Annotated in this window: 13 protein-coding genes, 2 other RNA genes and 1 riboswitch; of the genes, 4 read left to right on the top strand and 11 right to left on the bottom strand. The window is 36.8% G+C overall.

The window, feature by feature from the left end; all coding sequences use genetic code 11:
• Window positions 1–85: 85 nt before the first annotated feature.
• The gene (locus BTOYO_RS21210) at window positions 86–15124 is read left to right on the top strand and encodes a DUF7507 domain-containing protein (RefSeq protein ID WP_023441203.1); all 15039 of its coding nucleotides are present in this window, start codon (window positions 86–88) and stop codon (window positions 15122–15124) included.
• A gap of 67 nt (window positions 15125–15191) precedes the next feature.
• On the opposite strand, the gene BTOYO_RS21205 is transcribed toward BTOYO_RS21210, so the two are convergent.
• The 6 genes from BTOYO_RS21205 to BTOYO_RS21180 form a co-directional block, all read right to left on the bottom strand.
• Window positions 15192–15332, bottom strand: coding sequence for an FbpB family small basic protein (locus BTOYO_RS21205; RefSeq protein ID WP_001228051.1), 141 nt, complete (start codon window positions 15330–15332; stop codon window positions 15192–15194).
• Between the two features lie 329 nt (window positions 15333–15661).
• Entirely contained in the window at window positions 15662–16528 is an 867-nt protein-coding gene (locus tag BTOYO_RS21200; protein ID WP_000757079.1) for a 5'-3' exonuclease, read from the bottom strand.
• Window positions 16529–16660: 132 nt separating this feature from the next.
• Window positions 16661–17386, bottom strand: a complete 726-nt coding sequence (locus tag BTOYO_RS21195) for a P-type ATPase actuator domain-containing protein (protein ID WP_000967618.1) — start codon at window positions 17384–17386, stop codon at window positions 16661–16663.
• Between the two features lie 344 nt (window positions 17387–17730).
• Window positions 17731–17896: riboswitch (M-box (ykoK) riboswitch) on the bottom strand.
• 161 nt (window positions 17897–18057) lie between these two features.
• Window positions 18058–18444, bottom strand: a complete 387-nt coding sequence (locus BTOYO_RS21190; RefSeq protein WP_000606853.1) for a DUF350 domain-containing protein — start codon at window positions 18442–18444, stop codon at window positions 18058–18060.
• Entirely contained in the window at window positions 18441–19676 is a 1236-nt protein-coding gene (locus BTOYO_RS21185) for a glutathionylspermidine synthase family protein (RefSeq protein WP_000084944.1), read from the bottom strand. The genes BTOYO_RS21190 and BTOYO_RS21185 overlap by 4 nt, the downstream gene beginning before the upstream one ends.
• A gap of 3 nt (window positions 19677–19679) precedes the next feature.
• On the bottom strand, window positions 19680–19991 hold the full coding sequence (locus tag BTOYO_RS21180) for a hypothetical protein (protein WP_000169030.1): 312 nt from the start codon (window positions 19989–19991) through the stop codon (window positions 19680–19682).
• Window positions 19992–20744: 753 nt separating this feature from the next.
• Here BTOYO_RS21180 and BTOYO_RS21175 point away from each other — a divergent pair.
• Together BTOYO_RS21175 and BTOYO_RS21170 are read left to right on the top strand one after the other, a co-directional pair.
• Complete coding sequence (locus BTOYO_RS21175; protein ID WP_000599345.1) at window positions 20745–21875, top strand: RNA-guided endonuclease InsQ/TnpB family protein; 1131 nt, start codon at window positions 20745–20747, stop codon at window positions 21873–21875.
• A 148-nt stretch (window positions 21876–22023) separates the two neighbouring features.
• Window positions 22024–22473, top strand: coding sequence for a hypothetical protein (locus BTOYO_RS21170; RefSeq protein WP_002038338.1), 450 nt, complete (start codon window positions 22024–22026; stop codon window positions 22471–22473).
• 54 nt (window positions 22474–22527) lie between these two features.
• Here BTOYO_RS21170 and ssrS (BTOYO_RS26890) read toward each other — a convergent pair.
• From ssrS (BTOYO_RS26890) to BTOYO_RS21155, 5 genes are all read right to left on the bottom strand, one after another.
• A non-coding RNA gene (gene ssrS / locus BTOYO_RS26890) (6S RNA) lies at window positions 22528–22711 on the bottom strand.
• A gap of 21 nt (window positions 22712–22732) precedes the next feature.
• Window positions 22733–22915, bottom strand: a non-coding RNA gene (gene ssrS, locus BTOYO_RS26885) — 6S RNA.
• Window positions 22916–23031: 116 nt separating this feature from the next.
• The gene (locus tag BTOYO_RS21165; RefSeq protein WP_000637576.1) at window positions 23032–23865 is read right to left on the bottom strand and encodes a sulfurtransferase; all 834 of its coding nucleotides are present in this window, start codon (window positions 23863–23865) and stop codon (window positions 23032–23034) included.
• Window positions 23866–23867: 2 nt separating this feature from the next.
• Entirely contained in the window at window positions 23868–24140 is a 273-nt protein-coding gene (locus tag BTOYO_RS21160; protein ID WP_000451820.1) for a YpbS family protein, read from the bottom strand.
• A 30-nt stretch (window positions 24141–24170) separates the two neighbouring features.
• Entirely contained in the window at window positions 24171–24629 is a 459-nt protein-coding gene (locus BTOYO_RS21155; RefSeq protein ID WP_000011414.1) for a GNAT family N-acetyltransferase, read from the bottom strand.
• Window positions 24630–24701: 72 nt separating this feature from the next.
• Between BTOYO_RS21155 and BTOYO_RS21150 the strand changes: the two genes are divergently transcribed.
• Window positions 24702–24956, top strand: a complete 255-nt coding sequence (locus tag BTOYO_RS21150; protein WP_000369740.1) for a DUF3931 domain-containing protein — start codon at window positions 24702–24704, stop codon at window positions 24954–24956.
• The last annotated feature ends 1 nt before the right edge of the window (window position 24957 follow it).

Raw genomic sequence — 24957 nt, 5'->3', positions numbered from 1 at the left:
CTAAATCAACTTGTACATGTTTCCCTTTATCTATCACACACATATCTTATTTTGACCAAGACTATATTGTAAATGAGGTGACAACATGCCCATTACGAATCGATTTTCTACCACCACTAACGGCGCACTCGCTATTACAGGAAATACTTTAGGCTTAAGTAAAATTAGTAATCAAAACCGTGCTGGTACAATCGGGGCAATTGGTGCATTCGTAACTACGAATACTGCTTTACAAGTACCTACTTTTCCTGCTGGTACAACGTTAAACTATACACAAAATAGTTCTACCGCTATTTTAAATATCCCTGCTGGTAGTACGATTCTTTACGCAGAACTCGTTTGGGGTGGAAACTATTTATCTCGTGATCAAAACATTACGAATGTATTAGGAAATCCAGTTTCTTTTACAACACCTGTTTCAACATACTCGATTACTCCTTCAGCTGTTACAGCTTCAAATCAAACATTCGTTTCAAACTCTATTACATTTGGCTTTTACACTCGTTCAGCAGACGTAACAACTCTTATTCAAGCTGGAGGCTCTGGTTCCTATACTACGGGGGCTGTCCCTGGACTTGTAGATCCTATTGATGCTTCTAATGGAACAATTAATTCGGCTGGATGGACACTTATCGTCGCTTATCAAAACGGGACATTACCTGCAAGAAACTTAACAATTTACGTAGCTGGTAACCGCGTTTCTGCTGATACTGGTAGTGCAGATGTAGCTGTTTCAGGATTTTTAACACCTGCAGGAGGACCAGTAAGCGGGAGATTATTTTTAAGTTCTACTGAAGGAGATGCAGATTTAACAGGGGATCAAGCATTATTTGGACCAAATTTCAGTTCATTAAATGCTTTATCTGGGCCAAATAATGCTGTAAATAATTTCTTCGGTTCTCAAATTAATAATGCCGCAGGGAACTTAGATACAACGGGGACATTTGGAACGCGAAATCAAAGCGCTTCTACAGGCACAAACATCTCCGCTGGAAGACAGGGCTGGGACATTACTTCCATTGATATTTCTCCTTATTTAACAAATTCTCAAGTGTCCGCCGCAATCCGTTTAACAACTAACGGAGACGCGTATATGTTGAATACAGTCGGTTTACAAATCAACATAAATTCACCTAACATACAAGCAACGAAAAGCGTGAATAAAAGTGTTGCAGCAATTGGAGACGTTCTCACTTATACAGTTACTATCCCTAACACCGGGCTTCTTCCGGCCAATAACGTTATTTTTACAGACATTCTCCCTAACGGTACTTCCTTTATACCTGGCACTGTAACAATTGATAATGTCCCGCAAACAAACGCAAATCCGGCCGCTGGTATATCTCTTGGAACAATTAATAATGGTGCTTCTCGTACAGTAACTTTCCAAGCTACTGTCGTTTCTCTTCCAAGTCAAAACCCTATCTCTAACACTGCTAATATTACATTTCAATATACACCAATTGCTGGAGGAACGACTTTTAACGGTCTTGCAACAAGTAACTCTGCTGGAACACAAATTAACCTCGCAGATATTAATGGTACAAAATCAGTTAACAAACTTTTTACCGATATTGGTGAAACGTTAACATACAGTATTTCCTTAGCTAATATAGGAAATATCGCCGCAACGAACGTTATATATACGGATCCGATTCCTAGCGGGACTACTTTCATTCCAGGAAGTGTAACTGTTAACGGAGTTACTCAAGCAGGAGCGAATCCCGCTACCGGTATATCAATTGGATCGATTGCCGCAAATTCCACTACTACTATTTCATTTCAAGTATTCGTTCCGTCTATCCCTCAAACAAACCCAATATTAAATAGTGGTACAACAACATATCAATACATTCCTGTACCAAATCAGCCGGCAGTAAGCGGAACTGATACGACCAATATCGTATCTACTCAAGTGAATAACGCTACTGTAACTATGGCAAAAGCAGTGGATAAAAATTTTGCAGATATTGGTGATACACTAACGTACACCGTTTCCTTTACAGGTACAGGTAATACGAATGCGAACAATGTTATTTTTACAGATGTCATTCCTACAGGAACAACTTTTGTCCTAAACAGTTTAACAATAGATGGCACGACACAAGTTGGAGCAAATCCGGCTAACGGTGTGAATATAGGATCCATCCCAACTGGTACAACCAAAAATGTTTCATTTCAAGTAGTAGTAAGTGCAATACCCGCATCAAATGTCGTACCTAACGGATCAAGCGCTTCTTATCAGTACACCGTCAACCCTAGCCAATCACCCGTTACAAAAAATATTTCCTCTAATCTTGTTTCCACTCAAATTAACAATGCGAATGTAACATTAACAAAATCAACAAACAAACAATTTGCTACAATTGGCGAAACGATAAGTTATACAATCCTTATTACAAACAGTGGAAATACGGCGGCTAATAACGTTCAACTAACAGATCCACTTCCAAATGGAACGATTTTAACATTAGGTTCTGTAACGCTCAATGGCGTTTTACAAAATGTAGATTCTCTCGTTGCTTTACCTATCGGCACAATTCCTGGCGGTGCTACTTTCACCTTATCCTTCCAAGTAACAGTCATTAACATTACTGCACAAAACCCTATCATTAATAATGCTTTCGCCTCTTATATTTACACTGTAAATCCAAGCCTACCACCAACTTCAAAAACAGCAAATTCTAATTCTGTTACATCAACAATTAGACTAGCAAACCTTCATGCTAATAAATCTGTAAGTCAAACGTTTGCGGAAGTTGGAGATGTATTAACTTATACCTTTTCTCTTACAAACGATGGAAATGTTGCCGCGAATAATGTATTACTATCCGATTCAATTGCGAATGGTACTGCCTTTGTACCGAACAGTGTTATAGTTAACGGTGTTTCTCAACCGGGCGCAACACCAGCTAGCATCAATATTGGTAGCATCAATGCTAATGCTACAATTACAGCTTCATTCCAAGTATTAATAACTAGCATTCCAAACCCAAATCCTATTTCAAATAGTGCCTCCATTTCCTATAACTTTATCGTTGATCCAAACGCTTCACCTGTAAGTAAAAATACAACTTCAACTACTACATTTACTCAAGTAAACGATGCAAATGTCATTTCTGCAAAAACAGTAGATCGAGAGTTTGCTACCGTAGGGGATATATTAACTTATACCGTTATTTTGACAAATGCAGGAAGTGTTTCTGCTGATAGTCCAACTTTCGTAGATACAAATCCAGATGGCACTACCTTTATTCCAAACACTTTCCTTATTAACGGTGTACTCCAAAATAACGCAGATCCAAATATAGGCGTTCCGTTACCTGGCATTCCTGCTAACGGCTCACTTACCGTCTCTTATCAAGTAACTGTCACCTCTTTACCAACACAAAATCCAACAGTAAATTCATCTAGTACACAATATAGCTTTATTCTAAATCCGGGCGATCCACCAACTATAGAAACATCTTTAAGCAATACTGTAAGTACACAAATTAATTTAGCAAATGTAATTATTTTCAAAGATGTAGACTTAACTATCGCTGATGTTGGGCAACCAATCACATATACAATTGCCTTAGCTAACCCTGGAAATACTCCAGCAAATAATGTAGTTGTTACCGATATACTTCCTACTGGTACGACTCTCGTACCAAATAGTATTTTTATAGGTGGTGCTTTACAGTTAGGTGCGGATCCAAGCGTTGGTCTTCAAGTTGGTACTATTCCAGCAGGTGGTATTACAACAATTGTCTTCCAAATTAGTGCAAATAGTTTACCTTTACCAAATCCAGTTCAAAACAGCGCTGCACTTCAATATAGCTTTATCGCCGATCCAAATTTACCTGCTGTTGTGAGAAACGCTACTAGTAATATAGTAACTACACAAATTAATACTGCTAATATTGTTGCTACGAAGCTAACAAGCACAAATTTCGCTGATGTTGGTGATGTCATATTATATGCAACTATTTTAACGAATAACGGAAATATCCCTGCTTCTAATGTAACATTTACAGATATCATTCCAGCGGGTACCCTCTTCATCCCTAATACTGTGACGATTAACAATGTCCCTATAGCCAATGCAAATCCTACTAACGGCATTTTTATCGGTACGATAGGTGCGAATGCATCACGTATCGTTTCATTTCAGATTTTCGTACCAAGTATCCCTGCTGTAAATCCGATTACAAATCAATCAGGCACTACATTCCAATATACGTACGATCCATCCAAACCAGCTGTAATGCAGATGGTTGCTTCTAACACGGTACAGACAACTATTAATAACGCCTCAATTGCCGCTACTAAATCTGCAGATAAACAATTTGCTAACGTAAATGATATTATTACGTACACGACTACTTTAACGAATAGCGGGAACACACTTGCATCAAATATCGTATTTACAGATGCCATTCCAAGTGGGACGTCATTTATTCCAAATAGTGTAACAGTAAATGGTACGACACTCCCTAATGTAAGTCCAGCAAGCGGAATTGCAATTGATCCAATAAACCCGAATACAAATACAATCATCTCGTTCCAAGTGCAAGTAAATACCATCCCGAATCCGAATCCAATCCCGAATCAAAGTAATACAGCATACCAATATGTCGTAAATCCTAGCTTACCTCCAGCATCCGCCAATGCGGTAAGTAACGTAATAACAACTCAAATTAATAACGCTACAATCGTCGCTACTAAATCAGTGAATACACCGACAGCTGCAATTGGAGATATCGTAACCTATACGATTGCAATGGCAAATACGGGGAATATCCCTGCTAGTGCAACCGTTTTAACAGACGGACTTGGACCAGGTGCATCCTTCATCCCAAATTCTGTTACGATAAATAACGTATCCCAACCTGGATTAGATCCTTCATTAGGTATTCATTTAGACGATATTTCACCAGGAGGAACTACTTTTATTACATTCCAAGTAAAAATTCTTGAGATTCCTCCTAGCGGTACTTTAACGAATAACGCCCTTGTAAATTATGAATATACAGTGAATCCAAACCAAACACCTGCTGTTGGAAGCACTGTAACAAACACGACTGCTACCCCAATTGTTGACGCTACTTTAGTTTTAATTAAAAATGCGAGTACAAATTTCGCTACGATTGGTGATACGATTACATTCACTTCATTTGTTACAAACACAGGAAATACTACTGCGAACAACATTGTTTTTACAGATACAATTCCAAACGGTACTGCCTTTGTCCCAAATAGCTTTAAAATAAACGGCGTAACTATCCCGAATGCAAATCCACAAAACGGTATCAATATTGGTAACTTGAATTCAAATGCATCGATTACACTCAGTTTTCAAGTAAACATTACAACGCTTCCAAACCCTAATCCAATTCCGAACAAATCATCGCTTCAATATAGTTTTATTGTTGATATAAATGAACCACCTGTTTCACGAACAGTTCAATCTAATAAAACTTTTACACAAGTAAATACAGCTTCCGTTATCGCAACAAAAACTGCAAGCAGTGCATTTGCTGCTGTCGGAGATACAATTACGTATACAACTACTCTCACTAATAGCGGAAATACTACCGCAAACACACCTATTTTTATCGATATATTACCACCTGAACTTTCATTCGCTCCTGATAGCGTACAAATTAATACCGTCCCACAACTTGGATTTAGGCCAGATAACGGGGTTCCTTTAGACTCAATTCCAGTTGGAGGAACGACAACAATTAGCTTTCAAGCTATCGTTGGCTCAATTCCAGCTACAAATCCAACATTGAACCAATCTAGCACAACATACTCTATCATTGTGGATCCTACCCAGCCGCCGGTGACAGAAACAGCTACAAGTAATCCAACTTTAGTTCAAATTAACGAAGCGATTATTCAAGCAACGAAAAGTGTGGATCGAATATTTTCTGACGTAGCACCTGGAAATTCATTTTTAACGTACACTGTTTTATTGGAAAATATAGGCAACTCAACTGCTACGAATATCATTTTTACAGATCCAATTCCGAATAATACAGTCTTTATAGAAGATAGCGTTCGAGTAGGTGGCGTTTTATTACCTGGAGTAAATCCAGCAAACGGGATACCAATTGGGGATATTATCGCAGAGGATTTTATAAACGTCACCTTCCGCGTGCAAGTAGTTAGCATTCCAAATCCAATTTTCACAATTGGACCTGGGGGACCAAACTCACCGGTTGTAAACGGGGCTTCCATTGATTATCAATTTATGACAGGACCCAATTTACCACTCGTTTCAAGAAATACGACATCCAATCCTGTTTCGACACAAATAAATTCCGGGGAAATTGCACTTGTTAAATCTGTAGATAAAACTTTCGCAACGATCGGAGATACAATCTCTTATACAATTACATTAAGTAACCCTGGAAATGTCACTTCACAAAATATTATCTTCACGGATATTTTGCCTGATGGAACGACATTTATATCTGGCACTCTTACAAATGACTCTGGTACACAGCAAATTGGAAATCCAGCTAGCGGGATTCAGATTGAAAACATAAATCCAAGCGGAACGGCCATTATTACTCTCAACGTACTTGTTACAAACATTCCAAGTATAAATCCAATTTCTAATTTTAGTTCGGTACAATTTGCACATGTGATTGATCCTAGCCAACCTGCCGTATCACAAACGAATGTATCTAATACGGTTTCGACAACTATTAACAGTGCGATATTAACAACCCAAAAAAGTGTGGATAAATCTATTATTTCCGTCAGGGATACACTTACGTATACAACAACTATTACAAATACAGGAAATACACCAGCTACAAATATAACTTTTACAAGTGCAATTCCTCCTAGTACTACTTTTATACCAGATTCCGTCACAATAAATGGCATCCAACAGCTTGGTGCACAGCCAGCACTCGGAGTAAATATACCAAATATCGCGCCTGGTGAAACAGTAACTGTTACCTTCCAAGTAAATGTTATTTCTGTTCCCCCTTCAAGTTCAATTATGGGTAACGATACAATTTTATATTCTTATACTGTTGATCCAAACGGAACTCCTGCTACTACTTCTACTTCTACTTCAACGAATATTGTCACAAACCCAGTATTAGATGCTATGATAACGATGATTAAATCAGTCGATCAAACACTTGTAACGCTAGGTGATACCATTACCTATACGACCATTTTAACGAATAACGGAAATACAAATGCAACGAATATTACTTTCACTGACCTTATACCAGATGGTACAACGTTTATTACTGATAGCGTTACAATAGATGGCATCACGCAAATTGGTCTTAATCCTAATACAGGTATTACGATTGGAGCAATTGCTCCTAGCAGCTCAATATCTATAGCATTTCAAGTGACCGCTACTTCTACACCAGTTCAAAATCCTATTGCAAATTCCGCTACTGCTTCGTACACATTCATCGCTGATCCAAATGCACCAATTGTTTCAAGAAATGTTACTTCAAATACAACGTTTACTACAATTAATACAGCTACCATTCTTTCACTAAAACAAGTCGATAAGTCCTTTAGTCGTATTGGAGATACACTCACCTATACTGTCACTTTAACAAACAACGGAAACTCATCCGCACAAAATGTTATTTTCACAGATACAATACCGAGCGGAACTACATTTATTGCAAACACATTTTCTATTAATGGAATTCCTCAAAGTGGTGCGGATCCATCGAACGGTGTAAATATTGGTCCTATAACAGCCGGGACTACAGTAAATGTTTCCTTCCAAGTAAACGTAATCTCATTACCAACCGAAAACCCAATTGTAAATTTCTCATCGACATCGTATCAATTAGTCTCACCACCTGATGCAGAAACTTCAATTAGTAATCCTGTTTCAACGCAAATTAAAGAAGCCATATTATCCATGACGAAAAATGAAAGTGTATCCTTTGCAGATATCGGGCAAACTGCTTTTTATACCACTTCTATTTCGAATGTAGGCAATACGGATGCAACGAATATTGTATTCACAGATGTATTACCAAGTGGACTCACGTTTGTTCCTAACACATTAACTGTCGATGGTATTTTACAACCTGATGCAAACCCAAATACAGGTGTATTACTTGCAACACTTCCACCAAATGAAATATATAGTATTGTTTTTCAAGTTACAGTGAACAGTATTCCACCTAGTAATCCGACACCCAATACAGCATCTACTAATTATGAGTTTACTGTTGATCCAAATAATCCTCCTGTTTCAAGTACAGCTAATTCTAACACTACGCTTCTTCAAATAAACAACGCGACTATTATTAGTACAAAAACAGCGAATCTTACTTTTGCGGATATTGGTAATATAATAACGTTTACACTTAACCTTCCTAATACAGGGAATGTGGCTGCAACTGATGTAACGATTATCGATATTCTTGATAGCAATTTAAGTTTCGTTCCAAACAGTTTCACAGTTAATGGGCAAACCATTCCAAACGCTGATTTATCCACTGGTGTAAATATAGGCTCCATTAATGGTAGTAATGCGGCAATCGTCACATTCCAAGCAACTGTTACTACACTTCCAACACTCAATCCCATTTCTAATTCTGCTTCTACCACATATCATTACGTCGTTGACCCTAGCCAGCCATCTATTACAACTTCCAATCAATCTAATACAACGACAACACAAATTAATAGTGCTATCCTTACTGCACAAAAAAATTCAAATGTATCTACGGTAGATATCGGGCAGGATATTACCTACATCGTTACAATTACAAATAGCGGAAATGTTAGTGCAACGAATGTTATTTTTACCGACCTTATTCCAGACGGAACTTCCTTTGAACCGAATAGTTTTACACTTAACGGAACTAGCATCCCAAATGCGGATATAGTTACAGGCGTTCCAATTGGTGATATCGCGCCAAACGAATCTGCCGTTGTAGCATTTCATATTAATGCCAATGAAATTCCGCCTATAAATCCTATTACCAATCAAGCTAGCGTTAGCTTTCAACATATCGTTAATCCAGCCAATCCTCCAGTTTCAAAAAACATTACTTCCAATAGTGTTACAACAAAAATTGAAAGTGCTATTTTAAACACTATGAAAATAGGAGATAAAGCATTTGCAACGATTGGTGATACGATTACGTATACAACGACTATTACGAACACAGGAAATATTCCAGCTAACAACGTTGTTTTCTCAGACCCTTTACCGACATGGACACAATTTGTTGCAGGATCCGTTGTTGTTGATGGCACTCCATTACCATCTGCTTCCATTAGTGACGGTGTTGGTATAAATACAATCAATCCAAATCAAACTGTAACAATCATATTCCAAGTGCAAATCGTAAGCAATCCAACAACGTTCACACCTGAACTCCAAAACTTAGGGTTTGTTAACTTCCAATATAACGTAGGCAATGCATTACAGGCTCAGCCTGGCAACGTGGAAACGAACGTCTTCGTTACTTCTATTAACTCAGCAATAATTTCAGCTGTAAAAACTGCTAGTACAGCCTTTGCGAATATCGGAGAAACGATCACTTATACGGTTTTGATTCAAAATAGCGGCAATACAAACGCTACGAATCTAAACTTCTCAGACCTGATTCCAGCAGGAACGATCTTTGTTGAAAATAGTTTTGCTGTAAATGGCAGTATCATTCCAGGGGCAAATCCAAATAATGGAGTTAATATCGGAACCGTTAGCGCGAGTAGTTCCTTAACTGTTACTTTCCAAGTCATAGTTACATCTACTCCACCTTCAAACCCAATTACAAACGTAGCATCTATTCAATACGCATTTATTGTTGACCCGGCAGCCCCTCCTGTTACAGGCACAATAAATTCTAATAGCGCTTCAACACAAATTAATAACGCTACTGTTACAACGGTTTTAGAAGCAAATCGAACAATCGTATCTATCGGAGATGTAATTACGTATACAGCAACATTAACAAACACTGGAAACTTTCCTGCAAATTCTGTATTACTCATTAATGGGATTCCTGAAGGGGCATTATTTGTTCCAAATAGTGTTACGCTTAACGGGATTTCACTCCCAGATGCAAGTCCAACACTCGGTATTCCAGTTGGTATTATCGCACCAGGTAATTCTGCTACTATTACGTTCCAATTTCTTGCAACTTCTATTCCACCTCAAGGGGCAATCATAAATCAAGCCATTACAAGTTACACGTATATCGTCGATCCGAGTCAACCTCCAGTTACAGCAACATCCTCATCTAATACGGTGACTACAGCTGTCATTGATGCATCGTTATCTGCAATTAAAAATACAGATTCTCTCGTACAATCTACTGACGGTACAATCACTTACACAGTAGTCGTTCAAAATAACGGAAATACAACTGCAAATACAGTTACTTTAACAGATTTAGTCCCAGAAGGAACTGCATTTATCCAGAATAGCGTGACCATTAATAACATCTCAGTTCCAGGTGCCGATCCAAACGTAGGAATACCATTAAACTCCATCGCACCGTCAGAAATCGTCACCGTCACATTCCAAGTTATCGTCCAATCCATTCCAAGCGTGAATCCAATTTCTAATACAGCCCGTATTGACTATACTTTTATCTCTGATCCGACCGCTCCTATCATCTCTCGAACAATTACGTCTAATCCAGCTTTCACACAAATTTCGGACGCGACTGTTCTTTCTTTAAAAGCAGTCAATGCACAACAAGCAACAACAGGTGATATTTTGACTTATACGATAACACTAGAAAATACCGGAAATATTCCAACTACTAATCTCATATTTTCGGATACTATCCTCCAAGGGACTACATTCGTAGAAAATAGTTTTACACTTAACGGAACAGCTATACTTGGTGCAAATCCAAATGTAGGTGTTACTTTGCCTAACCTAGCAGCAAACGCTACTCACCTTATTTCGTTCCAAATTCTTATTAATGATTCATTCTCGCAAGAATCAATTACAAATCAATCCAATACAACGTATACAATTCAACCAGATCCAGGGCAACCGCCTATTACTGAAACATCTACAAGTAATATCGTCATTACAAATTTCGTGCAAGCACAATTGACAATTACAAAAACATCCAATCCAACAACTGTAGATATTGGTGGAACTATACTTTATATTTCTGAAGTGAAAAACATCGGTAATGTTGATGCAATAAATATTATTTTCACAGATTCTATTCCAGCTGGGACTACATTCGTTCCCGATAGTGTCACAATTAACGGTGTCCTGCAGCCAGGTGTAAATCCAGAAAACGGAATACCGATTGGAACAATTCCAGCAAACAGTTCCAAAACGATACTATTTCAAGTGCAAACAAATAATCCACCTACTGAAACTGAAATTGTAAATCAATCTTCAGCAACTTACCAATATGTAAGTATTCCTACAGCTCCACCGGTGAATCGCTCTGCAAATTCTAACGTTGTTACAACATCACTTCAAAATGCAAATATTATTTCTGTCAAAAGCGCGGATGTAACTTTCGTAGCAATTGGGCAAACTATTACCTACACAAATACACTACAAAACATAGGAACCGTTCCAGCTAACAATACCGTGTTCATTGATAACATTCCAGAAGGTACTATATTCGTCGAAGATAGCTTATCAATAAATAATGTGATTCAGCCTGGAGCAAATCCTGAAAACGGAGTAATTCTTGGCACGATACAACCAAATGAAACAGTCACTATTTCATTCCAAGTACAACTTACAAATATACCTGAGAACAATACAGTCATTAACATTTCAGACACTTCATATGAATACCAAATTGACCCTAGTTCTCCAATTATTCAGCGTAGATCGTTATCAAATGCAGTAAACACGGAAGTGCGGACGGCTAATGTTCGTGCAATTAAATCCGCCAATAGATCCATTACACGCATCGGTCAAATCATCACATATACAGTCGCAGTTACAAACGCTGGTACAGTACCTATTACAAATACTCTCCTAATTGACGCGATTGCAGCTGGCACCACATTCGTTCCAAATAGCATCCTTGTAGATGGCATATCAAGGCCTAATGAAAATCCAATTACTGGAATCACCCTTAATATTATCCTTCCAAATAATACGATTATCGTTACATTCCAGGTAAATGTAGTCTCTACACCTTCTCAAAATAACATTAATAATATCGCCGTCATCCACTATGAGTATCAACCAGACCCAAGCTTACCACCAATTTCAGAAACGACCTCCTCCAATACTACAAATATACAATTTATTGATGCTATTCTTATCGCTACAAAATCCGCTAATACAGTATTAGCTAATATTGATGAAACCATTGAATATACAGTACTCATTCAAAATAACGGATCCACTACAACTAACTCCATCTTTTTTACAGATACTATAGAGGATGGAACAGTATTTATTCCAGAAAGTGTCATAGTTAACAATACTGTACTTCCTGCAGCAGACCCGAATATCGGCTTTTCCATTCCTAATATCGCATCAGGTCAAATGGCTACAATAATATTCCAAGTTTCCGTTACGAATTTACCAGCTGTAAATCCAACACCTAATACTGCAAACATCGTCTACGACTTTATTTTCAACCCTGACTTTGCACCAATTCAAAAATCTACTATTTCCAACACTACTTTCGTTCAAATTAATGATGCTGATATCGTTTCACTTAAAACTGTTGATTTGACTTCTGTAACGATTGGTGGCATTTTAACTTATACAACAACTTTAACGAATACAGGAAATACGGATGCTACTGCTGTTGTATTTACAGACAACATTCCTGATGGAACAACCTTTATAGACGGTAGCGTTTTAGTAAATAACATTCCACAGCTTAACGCCAATCCAAGTACCGGTATACTCGTAGGAACGATTGCTCCTAACATTTCTATCCCAGTCACATTTTCTGTTACAGTCGTAGCTCTTCCAGCTAGCGGCCATGTTCAAAATCAATCAACTTCTCGTTATACGATAAACGGGGAAGAACAAATATCGAATAGTAACATTACCTTCACTGAAGTTATTTCTGCTAATGTAATTGCGACAAAAACAACACCTATCCAATATGCTGACCTACAAACTATCATTCCTTATACAATTTCCATCATAAATAACGGAAATATACAAGTGGAAAACATTATCGTTACAGATATCATTCCAGCAAATACGAGCTTTATAGAGAATAGTGTTATTGTGAATGGCAACGCTCGTCCAAATGACAACCCACTTAACGGTATACAAATTGATAGCATTCCGCCTAATACGACAGCAACTATTCTATTCCAAGTACGGGTTACTTCCATTCCGCAAACAAACCCAATCTCTAACACGAGTACAATTCAATATGAATACACAGTACCAGATCAACCACCTATTACCGAAACTATTATTTCATCAGCTGCCGTAACAGAAATTCATCACGCGAATTTAAATAGTAATAAAGCTGTTGACCTTGCATTTGCAACGGTCGGTGATACGTTAACGTATACGATTACCCTAAATCAAACTGGTAATGTTGCAGCAAATGATGTAGTTATTCAAGATATTATTCCTCAAGGTACTACGTTTATTGAAAATAGCGTCATTGTAAACGGAGAAACTCTTCCAGGAGTGAATCCAGTAAGCGGCATACCAATTGGCACTATAATGGTAGGTGGAAATGCTATCGCTTCCTTCCAAGTAACTGTAACTTCTATTCCAACACCAAACGAACTACACAACAACGCAATTACTACTTTTAACTATATAGTCAACCCAAATAACATCCCTGTTACAAATACGACTACAACAAATACCGTCACAACTACTGTCCAAAATGATAATGTCATTGCCATAAAATCTGTTGGTGTAACAAATGCCTTACCTGGTCAAACTTTAACGTATACAATTACGATTACGAATAGCGGTAATGTAACGATTGAAGACCTTCTTGCCAGAGACACCTTACCAATAGATACGACTTTTGTTGTTGGTAGTGTTACGATTAACGGAATCAATCAGCCTAATGAGAATCCTGAAAATGGTATTACATTAGGTAATCTTGCTCCTAATGAATCTGTTATTATTACGTTCCAAGTGACAATATCTTCTTCTACTCTTCAATCTACAATTAATAATAATGCTTCTGTTTCCTATACCGTTATCATCGATCCAACAAAACCACCTATTACAATTACAAAACAAACAAATACCGTTACAACGACAGTCATTGATCCGATGGTTCGCATTGAAAAAACAGCAGACAAATCTATCGCCGTTATAGGAGATATCATTACATTCACATTAGCGGTATTTAATCACTCCCCAATCCCGACAATCAGTACTTCTGTTGTAGACAGTATTCCAGCTGGTACAACATTTATAGAAAACAGTGTAACAATTAACGGTACTCCAGTTCCAAATGTTCGTCCAGACACTGGTATTAATATTGGTTCTTTATCTGCAGATACAGTAGCAACTATAACATTTCAAGTTCTCGTAACTTCTATTCCTTCAAACAGTACAATTATAAATTCTGCAATAGTTACCGCTGCTTTTCAATTGACACCACAGGATCCAATTATTACTTTCATTGTTAATTCAAATATTGTTCGTATACCAGTTCAATTTGCAACTGCAACAGTCACGAAAAATGCTTCCGTCAGCTCAGCTTATTTAAATCAATATTTTGATTACACGGTGCGTATTACGAATACTTCCGAGATTTCACTTTCAAATATCTCGTTACAAGACACCATTCCAGCAGGTTTACAATTTATAAACGGCACTGTCTTCATTAATGGGGAACGCTCGCCATTAGCGAACCCGAATATCGGTTTCCTAGTTGCTACTAATTTGGAACCGAACGAAACAATTATCGTGTTATTCACAGTACAAGTGATAAGTCCACCTATTCATAATGAATTTAAAAACACAGCAAACGTTTCTTTACAACTTCAAGTCTCGCCTACCGATCCACCAATTACAGTAACCGTTACAAGTAACGAAAACATCGTCACCTTTATTCCAGAAAATCCAGATGACACACTACCAAATTTTAATTGTTTCTTTGACGGTGAACGTTTCATACGCATTACTCCTCGAAATATACGAAATTACTTTTGGACTTGGATTTGGTGGCGTTAATCAAAAAAGAAAAAGCTTGTAGTTCGGATAATATACAAACTACAAGCTTTTTTCATAAACAAAATTATCAATTACTAGCAGCACTATATGCTACATGTCGTTTCTCAATCCGTTCTTCAATTTCTTTCATATTCTCTTTATTAGTTAGTAGGGATTGTTTATTTTCTATTAATAATTGTTTAAAGGATTTTCTCACTTTTTTTCGCATGTTTATTTTCCTCCTTGGGGGATGGTTTATATAAAAGATAACTTGAAACTTTAATCAATGAAAGGATGTACCCTCACTAATTATTAGCCTACATCAATCGGGCCTTTACAGGGAGTTACTCTTCCATCATCACTCTTTATTCAGCGATAATATTGATATAGAAGTCCCACCGCCCGTTAATGCGGGATAAGGATTTATCTGTGTAGACTTATAATAATTGATTGTTGTGAAATCCATTTGAACTTCACATGAAAATTCCGTTTATTTTCTGACAACTTTGTGAACAAAAAAAGAAAGACCGATTCATTCTAAATCGGTCTTTCTAGTATTTATAACATGTTTATTAATATTTCAGGTCTTCCCCAATTCATTTCGTTACATACAAAGCGTAGTTTTTCTTCGTCCATTGTGTGTAACCCTTCTTCTAACGAACATGAAATTGGAACTTCACAATGAATTTGCGCTAATTGTAAAGAGATATTTAAATTCTCTAAATCACTTTCAATTTTTGTACGCTGCGCTTTCGTTAATGATGCTATATTTTCTAGTACTGCCGATACTGTGCCGTATTCTTGAATAAGCTTATACGCTGTTTTTTCACCAATACCTTTTACGCCTGGATAGTTATCACTCGTATCTCCCATGAAAGCTTTCGCATGGACAATTTGCCAAGGTTCTACACCTTTCTCTTCCATGATTTTTTCCGGTGTGTAATACTCGTAATTTCCAATTCCTTTACGAAGAAGCATAACTGTAACATTCGTATCAACAAGTTGAAGTAAATCTGTATCACCTGTCAAAACATAAACTTCTGCTTCATTGCAATATTGTTTTGCAAGCGTACCAATACAATCATCCGCTTCATAACCTTTCATGCCTATTACAGGCATAGATAATTTCGCAGTCATTTCTTGCACTAAATCAAATTGCGGAATTAATTCTTCTGGCGGTGCTGCACGATTTGCTTTATAATTCGAGAAAGATTCCGTTCTAAATGTCGTACTTCCCATATCCCAGCACGTTACAATGTGCGTTGGTTCGATTGCTTGTGTTGCTGTTAATAAATGCTTCATATAACCATGAATCCCGTTCGTCGGGGTACCATCTTGTCGTTTCATAAATTGTCCGTAGACACTTGTTGCGTAAAAAGCACGAAATAATAGTGCCATACCATCAACTAATAATACTTTTTTCATAATTCCTCTCCTACTAACAAAAAATAATAACCTCACGTTATCACGTAAGGTTATATAAATAGATTACCATTCTACGTTTTTTCAACTTTGTCTATTATACATTGTTTTTATATATTTAGCATCATTAACACATTAAGACGTTCTACTGCAACAAGTATGAAGTATTCCTGAATACGTATTTTTACCTGTTGAAACAACTACAGCCTTTGCATTTCCACCAATAATATTAGTACCTTTAAAACATACATTTTCAAGTTCAAGTGGATTATAGTCTTTCATCCGTTTTAATGGAATAAATCTTTTACGTTCAAGGTGGTAGCAACTTTCAAATTTCTCAACATTTGCATCGTTCCCTGTCAACACAGATTCATTTACCAATAAATCATTTGCATAAATGATACGTACATCTGCCGGTACTATATCACCTTCTGAAAGAAAAATCATATCTCCTGGTACAAGTTCTTGTACTGGTAACTTCATCATTTTCAGTTCGTTATTTAGCCCTGTACTACTAGCACATTCTACTCTAGACACAGTAATTGTTTCACATTGCAATTGATCACGCACATGTTGTTTTGAAAAACCTGGAATCATTCCACTTAACTTCATTATTACTTCTGCAATACGCGCTCTTTTTGAAGTCAATTCATTTCGACCGTATACTTGAATACGTTTTTGCGCCTCTTTCATAGATAATCCGTCTCTTGTTGTTTTAAAATACGCAAATACAGATTTTACATCTCTTGTTGCAATTTCAATCAATAAATCTTTATTTTTTTGAAGCATTGTTTGTTCTTTCATTGATTTTTTACTTTGTTTATATGACGTGTTACCCACAGTTTTGTTTACATATAACATATTATCGTCTCCTCCTTTACAACATAGGAAGAAACGCTTTGTTTCTCAATTTATCCACTTTACCGTGAAAGTGTCTAGCGCTTAATTATGTATATAAACGCTACATTATGATAAATATAGAGGGAGGAACAAGTCGTTTCCTGCCTACATCATATATTTTTGATTTGAAGTATATGGGTAACGGAACCGAGTCAGAATTTGACATGCTCCTCACCTCCTCGTTTATTTTTATAGTTTATATTATGAAATGACTCATAGATTGGTAACAAAAAAGACCCTTACTCATAAGAGAGCAAAGGTCATTGCATACACAAATAAACGATTCCTAATATAATTAGAAATCTACGGACCTCTCCCTCGCCGAGTTTTAGCACTGTATAGCATAGGTTCATTACCAGCTACGTTAAGAAAAACCTTAATTCGATCATTCCTGTTGACCCATTGGCGTCTCTCGACATTTTTGGGCAGTAGCATTTCTCTATACAGGAGCCTCACCTAACAGAGACTTATTTTAATTACATAGAAAATGTTACTCTTATTTAAAATAGATGTCAACACTTTGTATGGAAACTTTTCCTTATTACAGAAAAGCCCTCTCTGTTGTTAGCCTATTTTCTCATATATAGTACAAGTTAGCGAACAAAAAAAACTTACGTATAAAACGTAAGTTTTTAGTAAGTTACACAACCAGCAATTACAATACCAATTGAAAGTGATAAAAACATAAGAAACAGGCCGACTGCTTGATTATCTTCTTCAAGGCTTTTATTTATATTAAAGCGTGGTGTAAGCCACTCAGCTAAATAATAAACAATAATTTGGGCCAAAATACCAACCGCTCCCCACGAAACCATATCCAAAAGTGAAATGGAATTAGCGGCCGTTGAATATAAAACGATAGCTAGCCCGAGTACCCTTCCTCCAAGTACATAACTGACCGCTTTGTTACCCTGAGCCATTAACTTAAATTCTTTCACTTTCGTTGTCACTTCCATAAGGAACAAACCTATACATAAAAGTACGAGTGATACTGCTAAATATAGTAAAAAATTAATCATTTATTTTCCCCCTTCGTAATACCTACTGGTAAATAATAAGATTCATTTCCTGTAATCTTTTCCCCAGCACGTATACCGATACTGCTCGCTTTTCCAGCGATTAAAAACGCCCCAAACACATACGATAGTTTCTCCACTCCTTTTTCAGTTTCCAAACATACAACTGGAAGCTCTATATACTTTTGAAATATCGGCAATGACGTTTTATATGTTTCATGTGCATTTCGAATCATAATATTCGTGTCTTTATCGCGAATTGTAATTGTGTCACCTTCCCTACCAAACGAAGGTTTTTGAACGAAAGAACCTTTTCCTAAAAATAAATCTGGTTCTAAATATGTAGGTAGCATATATTCTTTAACCCACTGTTGTTCCTCATTTGTATAAAAAGCCCCTTCTTCTGCTAATCCCCAAATAAGACACTGAATTGATTTTGGCTGAAGTAAAAAGGCAGACAAAGGATTTATAATAAAGAGATTTCCGTCTTTTACAAGTTGCAGCAGTTCCACACCTACCAAATCTCCTGTTTCAGGATCTTGATCCTCAATTAAATCTTCTATCGGATACGTTTGGCGATATAAAACATCAATCTTCGCCCCATCTTTATCAACTAGAGCATCTTTCGTAATTCTAAGTTCTGACATTGGCACTACTTTATTTTCAACATGGCATAACTGACTTAAATACATAGTCGTATTCCAATCCTCAATATGTTCATGATGTGCTGTAAAAACAACATTTGGATTGTCTAATCCCTTTGTCGCTTCCATTACAGCTTTCGTAACACCAGAAGATAGTAATCGTTCTTGATCCGAGTTTGGATCATCATAACCTAGGTTTTCACAAACTTTTCCATTCATTTGAAAGCATTCCATAATAAAAGTTGGTGTATCACTATTAAACTCAAGCATTTTAATTTGGTTATCAACCGTTATAACGAAATCAAATCGTGAAATAACAGATTCAGGATATAATCCTATCATTCTAATGAATGATAAGCTCGCAGGAGGAAAACCAAGCTCAAGAAGCTGTTCGTCACTTAAATTTCGCAAAAGTCTAGCAGTCTTAAAAAATATTTTACCCATTCGTTCAGTCGCTAAGTGTAATTGTTCCAAAGTCTGATTTGTTATAGAAAAAACATGAAACAAACTATATTCACATTCATATAAATCCGACCAAAAATTCGGATATTTTAAATAAAATTCTTTTCGATCCCTTATGTATTGCGACATATTTTAGCCTCCAAATCCTCCCTTTGAACCGCTTCCAATTCCACCTTTAAATTCAGCAGACGATTGATACGATTTAAACGCCGATGAATTTTTAAAAGTGGATTTATTTTGATAGTATCGCCCACCATAGAAATAATGCCCACGATAACCTGAACTACTATCATCACACTGCCATACCCCAAGTTCATCATCCCAATCCCAATCAGAACAACTATTATCATTCGGTTTTGGGGGAAGATCTTGTGCGCAACCAAATAAAGTGCCAGTCATTAAAGACGTTACGACACCACCTACTAGCCATTTCGTTTTTGTCACCTTCGCACTCCCCTTTTTAAATTCTATTCCTATTATATAGGATGGCATGATAAAGTAGAAGAAAAAGGAAGAAGAGGGTAACTAACTGTTACGATTTATTTAACCGATTATAACCAATGTTAATTAAATATATCAGTAAGCCCTGCTAGTCAAGTGATTGGCTAGTAGTGAGGGTTAACTGCGGGCAATCCCTAAAGCTGATTGAACTACAACGTGGCTAGAAATAGCGAGCGTGAATGTCGCGAAAGCAGAAAAAATCAATCAGATGATGCAAGGTTAAATCCTAAACATTAGAACAATGGGTCTTCCGCCTCGAATCATCTAAGTCAAAAGTGATAAGATGAACGTTCAACGACTATCTCGTATAACTGACGAGAGTACATCACAAGCCTATGGTGCTGGAAAAATCCTCTATCCCTAAAGAGATAAACATATAGTCTGCGCTCATGTGAAAACATGAGAAGTTCATAAGAGAACTGGCTAAGGAATTGCGCCCTTAGTTGAACGAGATAAATTTAATTAAATCTATCAAACCTCATTGAATATACCGAACATACGTACTATTGTAGGTTCAATGAGGTAAGAATAATAATGAAATTTTTACGAGTTAGTCAAGTATCAAAATTAACAGGTTTGCATCCGAGTAGTCTTACGAGAATGCTGGTGGAACACGCTACTATTCAGAGGAATCCATCTTTCATTATCTAAAAGGTGAGTGTCCGAATAATCGCACAGTAAAGGAGTAGGCTTCTGATGATATTGGCGAAGAAAGTCAGACTAATTCCAACGCCTGAACAAGAACAAGTGCTTAGAAACCATGCTGGTGCTGCAAGATTTGCTTATAACTATTGTAAAAGAATGAGTGATAGATACTATAAGCTATTTGGAAAATCTGTTTCACAGTTAGCTTTACAGAAACGATTTACAAAGATCAAAAAGCGAAAGAGATCTGAGTGGTTAAAAGACATCAATGCACAAGTTCCCAAACAGGCTTCAAAAGACTTTGATACGGCGAGAAAAAATTCGTTCAAAAAGTACAAAAATGGTTATCACACTTCTTATAAATCCAAAAAAGATTTAATTCAAGGATTTTATGCCAATTATGAAAGACTGGTTATAGGAAAGAAAGTAGTTCATATTCAGTCCATTGGAGTAGTGAAAACAAGCCAACAGCTACCAAGAAACAAAAAAACATCCAATCCAAGAGTTACATTTGATGGTCGTCACTGGTGGATTAGTGTAGGGTTCCAAGAAGACTATGAATTACAAGAACTAACCAATGAGTCGATTGGTGTGGATGTTGGTTTAAAAGAGCTGTTTGTAGCTTCTAATGGTACGAAAGAACGAAATATAAACAAAGATGCTAAGGTTAAAAAACTTTTGAAAAGGAAAAAGTCAGCGCAAAGAGATATGTCTAGGAGATTTAAAAAAGGTGTGAAAATTCAATCTGCCGGATATGAAAAAGCTAAAGCTGAGCACCTGCGGTTATCTAGGAAAATTATGAATATACGAAATAACCATATCCATCAAGCAACAGCTACATTGGTGAAAACCAAACCAATGAGGATTGTTGTGGAAGACTTATCTATCTCAAACCTGTTAAAAAACAAAAAACTATCGAAGGCACTTTCCTTTCAAAAATTAAACTTCTTCTTTCAATGTTTGTCATACAAGTGCGAGAAGTATGGCATTGAGTATGTAAAAGCTGATAAATGGTTCGCTTCAAGCAAGATTTGCTCATGTTGCGGAGTTAAATACGACCATTCAGTTCAACCAGAAGGACAGTGGAGTTTAAAGATTCGTGAGTGGCGTTGTGTTCCATGCAATAGCCATCACGATAGGGATGTAAATGCTTCGATAAATTTATCAAGATGGGTAAAATAAATGCTTGATAATAGGAGGTAACGATACTGCCTCGTGTGGAGTGTTATACCCCTCGTCCCTTTGGGGTTGCGAGAACACGATGAAGCACTAACTTGTGTAAATTTGATTGAATTATATAGATTTAGTTAAGTTTATCGTATCGGATAAAATGCGCTTAGAATATCGACTTAATGATGAAACGAAAGGGTATCCTGCTTTATGGAACTACGCCAATATTTCTAATTCTGAAATTATCGCACGCATGACTTGTGAATATTTTATTAAAGAGAAAAATACTTATGTCGTTACTGCAACTTCGGTTGATCCAGACGGAACAGCAGTTATTTATATTCAAAAAGATGTTTTCGCCAATGACCCTTCAGACCCTACATACTCCCACATCGGTTTTGAAATTAGAGAACTAAGTGAAACGAGTTCAAGCTTAGTAGATAGTCAAGATGTATGGAACTACGAAGAAATTTTACCATCTCTTCATTCAGATATTATATATATTCAGCGAGACGGCATGTCTATGGAATTCTCCTTAGATTCAAGAGAGATTGATGAAGACAGAAAGTGCTACATTTATTACGGAAACTTCACAGGTGAATCAAGATAATATTGATATATCTATGCAACAAAAAAACCTTACGTATAAAACGTAAGGTTTTTATATAGCCCCACATATGCCGTTCTCTCTAGATGTCCATAAACCTGCTCTCACAGGTGGATGCTCTCACAAATGTTTGTAACTTCCTTCTTAAAAAGATGGCATGTTAGCTACATTTAAATATTGAACTTCCATATTAAACTTATTGGTTTAAGACATGCATAAGCTACGTACACCGTAGGAATTTTATATAAGGTTAGTTGAAATAAGACCCCCGCACGTGCCGCTCCTCGTAAATGTCCAAAAACCCGCTACTCGCAGGTGGATGCCCTCACAGTTACCGTACATCTTCCTCCACAAGGAAGGCTTGATGATGGTCGCTAAATATTGAGCTTCCGTATAACTAACATCGGTTTTAGACATAAATAAGTTACGTACACCGCAGGATGTATTATTTACTTGTCGTTATATTATCACATTGTTTCCAATGTGTAAAATACAAAGTTTTTCGAGCAATCTCTTGCTTGTGACCTTATTTTAATACAAATTATTTTTGCATGCAAGTGATTAATCTTCTTCTTTTGCAATTTGATTTTCTGGATAAGAAATCCAATCACTCCAGCTACCTGCATACAATTTAACATTTTGGAATCCAGCCAATTTTAACGCAATGATATTTGGACATGCCGTAACACCAGAACCACAATATACAATGGTTTCCTTATCTTTCGACAGATTTTGGAATCGTTCTTGTTGCTCAGCTTCATTCTTAAATTGTCCTGATTGCAACATTCCATCCTTCCAAAAATAGTTTGCTGCTGTCGGAATATGTCCTGCTTTATGATCGACAAGTTCCTCTACACCAGCATAACGTTTCGGCTCTCTTGAATCAATTAACGTAACATCTGCACCTGCCTGGATATTCTCTCTTACTGTTTCCATCGATACAAGCATATGATCTTGTATGTTTGTTTTGAATGTTTTTCGTATAACAACAGGAATTTCCGTTGTTGTCAGTAGTCCATTCTCTTTCCAAACCGGGAAACCACCATCTAATATATATACTTTCTCATGTCCTACATAGTTACATAACCACCATAAACGAGCAGCATTTGCACCAGCTTGACTGTCATACGCAATTATTGTCGTATGTTCATCAATACCAACCTCCGAAAGCTTGTCCGCAAACTCTTCAATGCTTGGCAACGGATGGCGGCCACCATGTTCTGCTATAGGACTTGATAAATCTAAATTCAAATCAAAATATAACGCATGAGGAATATGTTCTTCTTCATACTTTTCTCTACCCCAATTAGGATTCGCTAAATCAAAACGACAATCGATTACACGGACGTTCTCATCTTCTATATGCTCACGTAACCATTCGACTGTAACTATCATCTTTAACGACCTTCTTTCTCTTGTAAACGACTTACATACTCCATAACCATTTCTTCTGTAACATATTTACGCTGTAAGGTAACACCATTTTTTGCAAGATCATTAATTTGCTTTGTTACAACATTAATGACATCAACCGAAAATTCTTTCCCATTTGACGCAAGAGATACGGCTGCTTCAATAGCTGCTTCACGCTGCGCATCTAATTGTAAACATGCTTTTACACTTTCATTTTGTTTACGAGAATGTGCTGTAATTGCTTTATGTACTTCCATCTTCTCTTCCCCCTAAATAAGTTATACGTTCTAATTCAATTCCATTGCAAGCCGAATCATATCACGGCATACAATGCCATTTTCAATAATCTCTTCTTCATAATGCTTCGAAAAGTAATCAAAATCAATAGAAAAAATACGAAATCCACATTTTTGATATAAAGCAAGTTGTGAAACACTAGAATTGCCTGTACCAATTTCAAGTTTTGACATACCATATCCTTTAGCAGTTTCTACGGCATGCCTTAATAGCTTCTTCCCAATCCCTTTTCCTTGCAAATGCTCTGCAACCGCAATATTCATGATTTCCATCGTCTTCGGCCTTGTTTCCAAAAGAACATACACACCGATGACGCTGCCCCCTTGCTTTGCTACGTATGTTAACCCTCTTTGTACATATATAGCTATTTGCCGTTCACTTGGATCAGCAAGTAGCAATAAAGACTTCGGTATAGCCTCTTTTAAAATACGTTCTATTACAAAAGACATAAAAAATCCCCCCATCTCTATTGTTCTAAACCCTCCTTGTCTACCATAAATAATAGAAAGGAGGGATTCACCATGGACAACAATGAGAAAAAATGCAACGTCATCTCTATTGATGGAAAGAAGAAGAAAAGCGACACGTATTCCTATCCAAAATTAGTAGTTGAAAATAAAACATACGAATTTTCTTCATTCGTCTTATGCGGTGAAACACCAGATGGCAGACGACTCGTTCTTACTCATATGATTTCTACCGATGAATTTGCTGGATTTGTCAAATCTTTAGATACTGTACTGCAAAAGAAAATTGAACGAATCTTTTTCTCATAAC

This window comes from Bacillus toyonensis BCT-7112 (assembly GCF_000496285.1).
Classification (GTDB): domain Bacteria; phylum Bacillota; class Bacilli; order Bacillales; family Bacillaceae_G; genus Bacillus_A; species Bacillus_A toyonensis.
Note: the sequence above shows the minus strand (reverse complement) of the source record. Positions and strands in the feature narration are given on the sequence as shown.

Coding starts and splice junctions, on each gene's coding strand:
- BTOYO_RS21195 (WP_000967618.1), bottom strand. CDS start 17,386: ATGTTATATGTAAACAAAACTGTGGGTAACACGTCATATAAACAAAGT.
- BTOYO_RS21175 (WP_000599345.1), top strand. CDS start 20,745: ATGATATTGGCGAAGAAAGTCAGACTAATTCCAACGCCTGAACAAGAA.
- BTOYO_RS21200 (WP_000757079.1), bottom strand. CDS start 16,528: ATGAAAAAAGTATTATTAGTTGATGGTATGGCACTATTATTTCGTGCT.
- BTOYO_RS21150 (WP_000369740.1), top strand. CDS start 24,702: ATGGACAACAATGAGAAAAAATGCAACGTCATCTCTATTGATGGAAAG.
- BTOYO_RS21170 (WP_002038338.1), top strand. CDS start 22,024: ATGCGCTTAGAATATCGACTTAATGATGAAACGAAAGGGTATCCTGCT.
- BTOYO_RS21185 (WP_000084944.1), bottom strand. CDS start 19,676: ATGTCGCAATACATAAGGGATCGAAAAGAATTTTATTTAAAATATCCG.
- BTOYO_RS21205 (WP_001228051.1), bottom strand. CDS start 15,332: ATGCGAAAAAAAGTGAGAAAATCCTTTAAACAATTATTAATAGAAAAT.
- BTOYO_RS21160 (WP_000451820.1), bottom strand. CDS start 24,140: ATGGAAGTACATAAAGCAATTACAGCACATTCTCGTAAACAAAATGAA.
- BTOYO_RS21165 (WP_000637576.1), bottom strand. CDS start 23,865: ATGATAGTTACAGTCGAATGGTTACGTGAGCATATAGAAGATGAGAAC.
- BTOYO_RS21190 (WP_000606853.1), bottom strand. CDS start 18,444: ATGATTAATTTTTTACTATATTTAGCAGTATCACTCGTACTTTTATGT.
- BTOYO_RS21210 (WP_023441203.1), top strand. CDS start 86: ATGCCCATTACGAATCGATTTTCTACCACCACTAACGGCGCACTCGCT.
- BTOYO_RS21155 (WP_000011414.1), bottom strand. CDS start 24,629: ATGTCTTTTGTAATAGAACGTATTTTAAAAGAGGCTATACCGAAGTCT.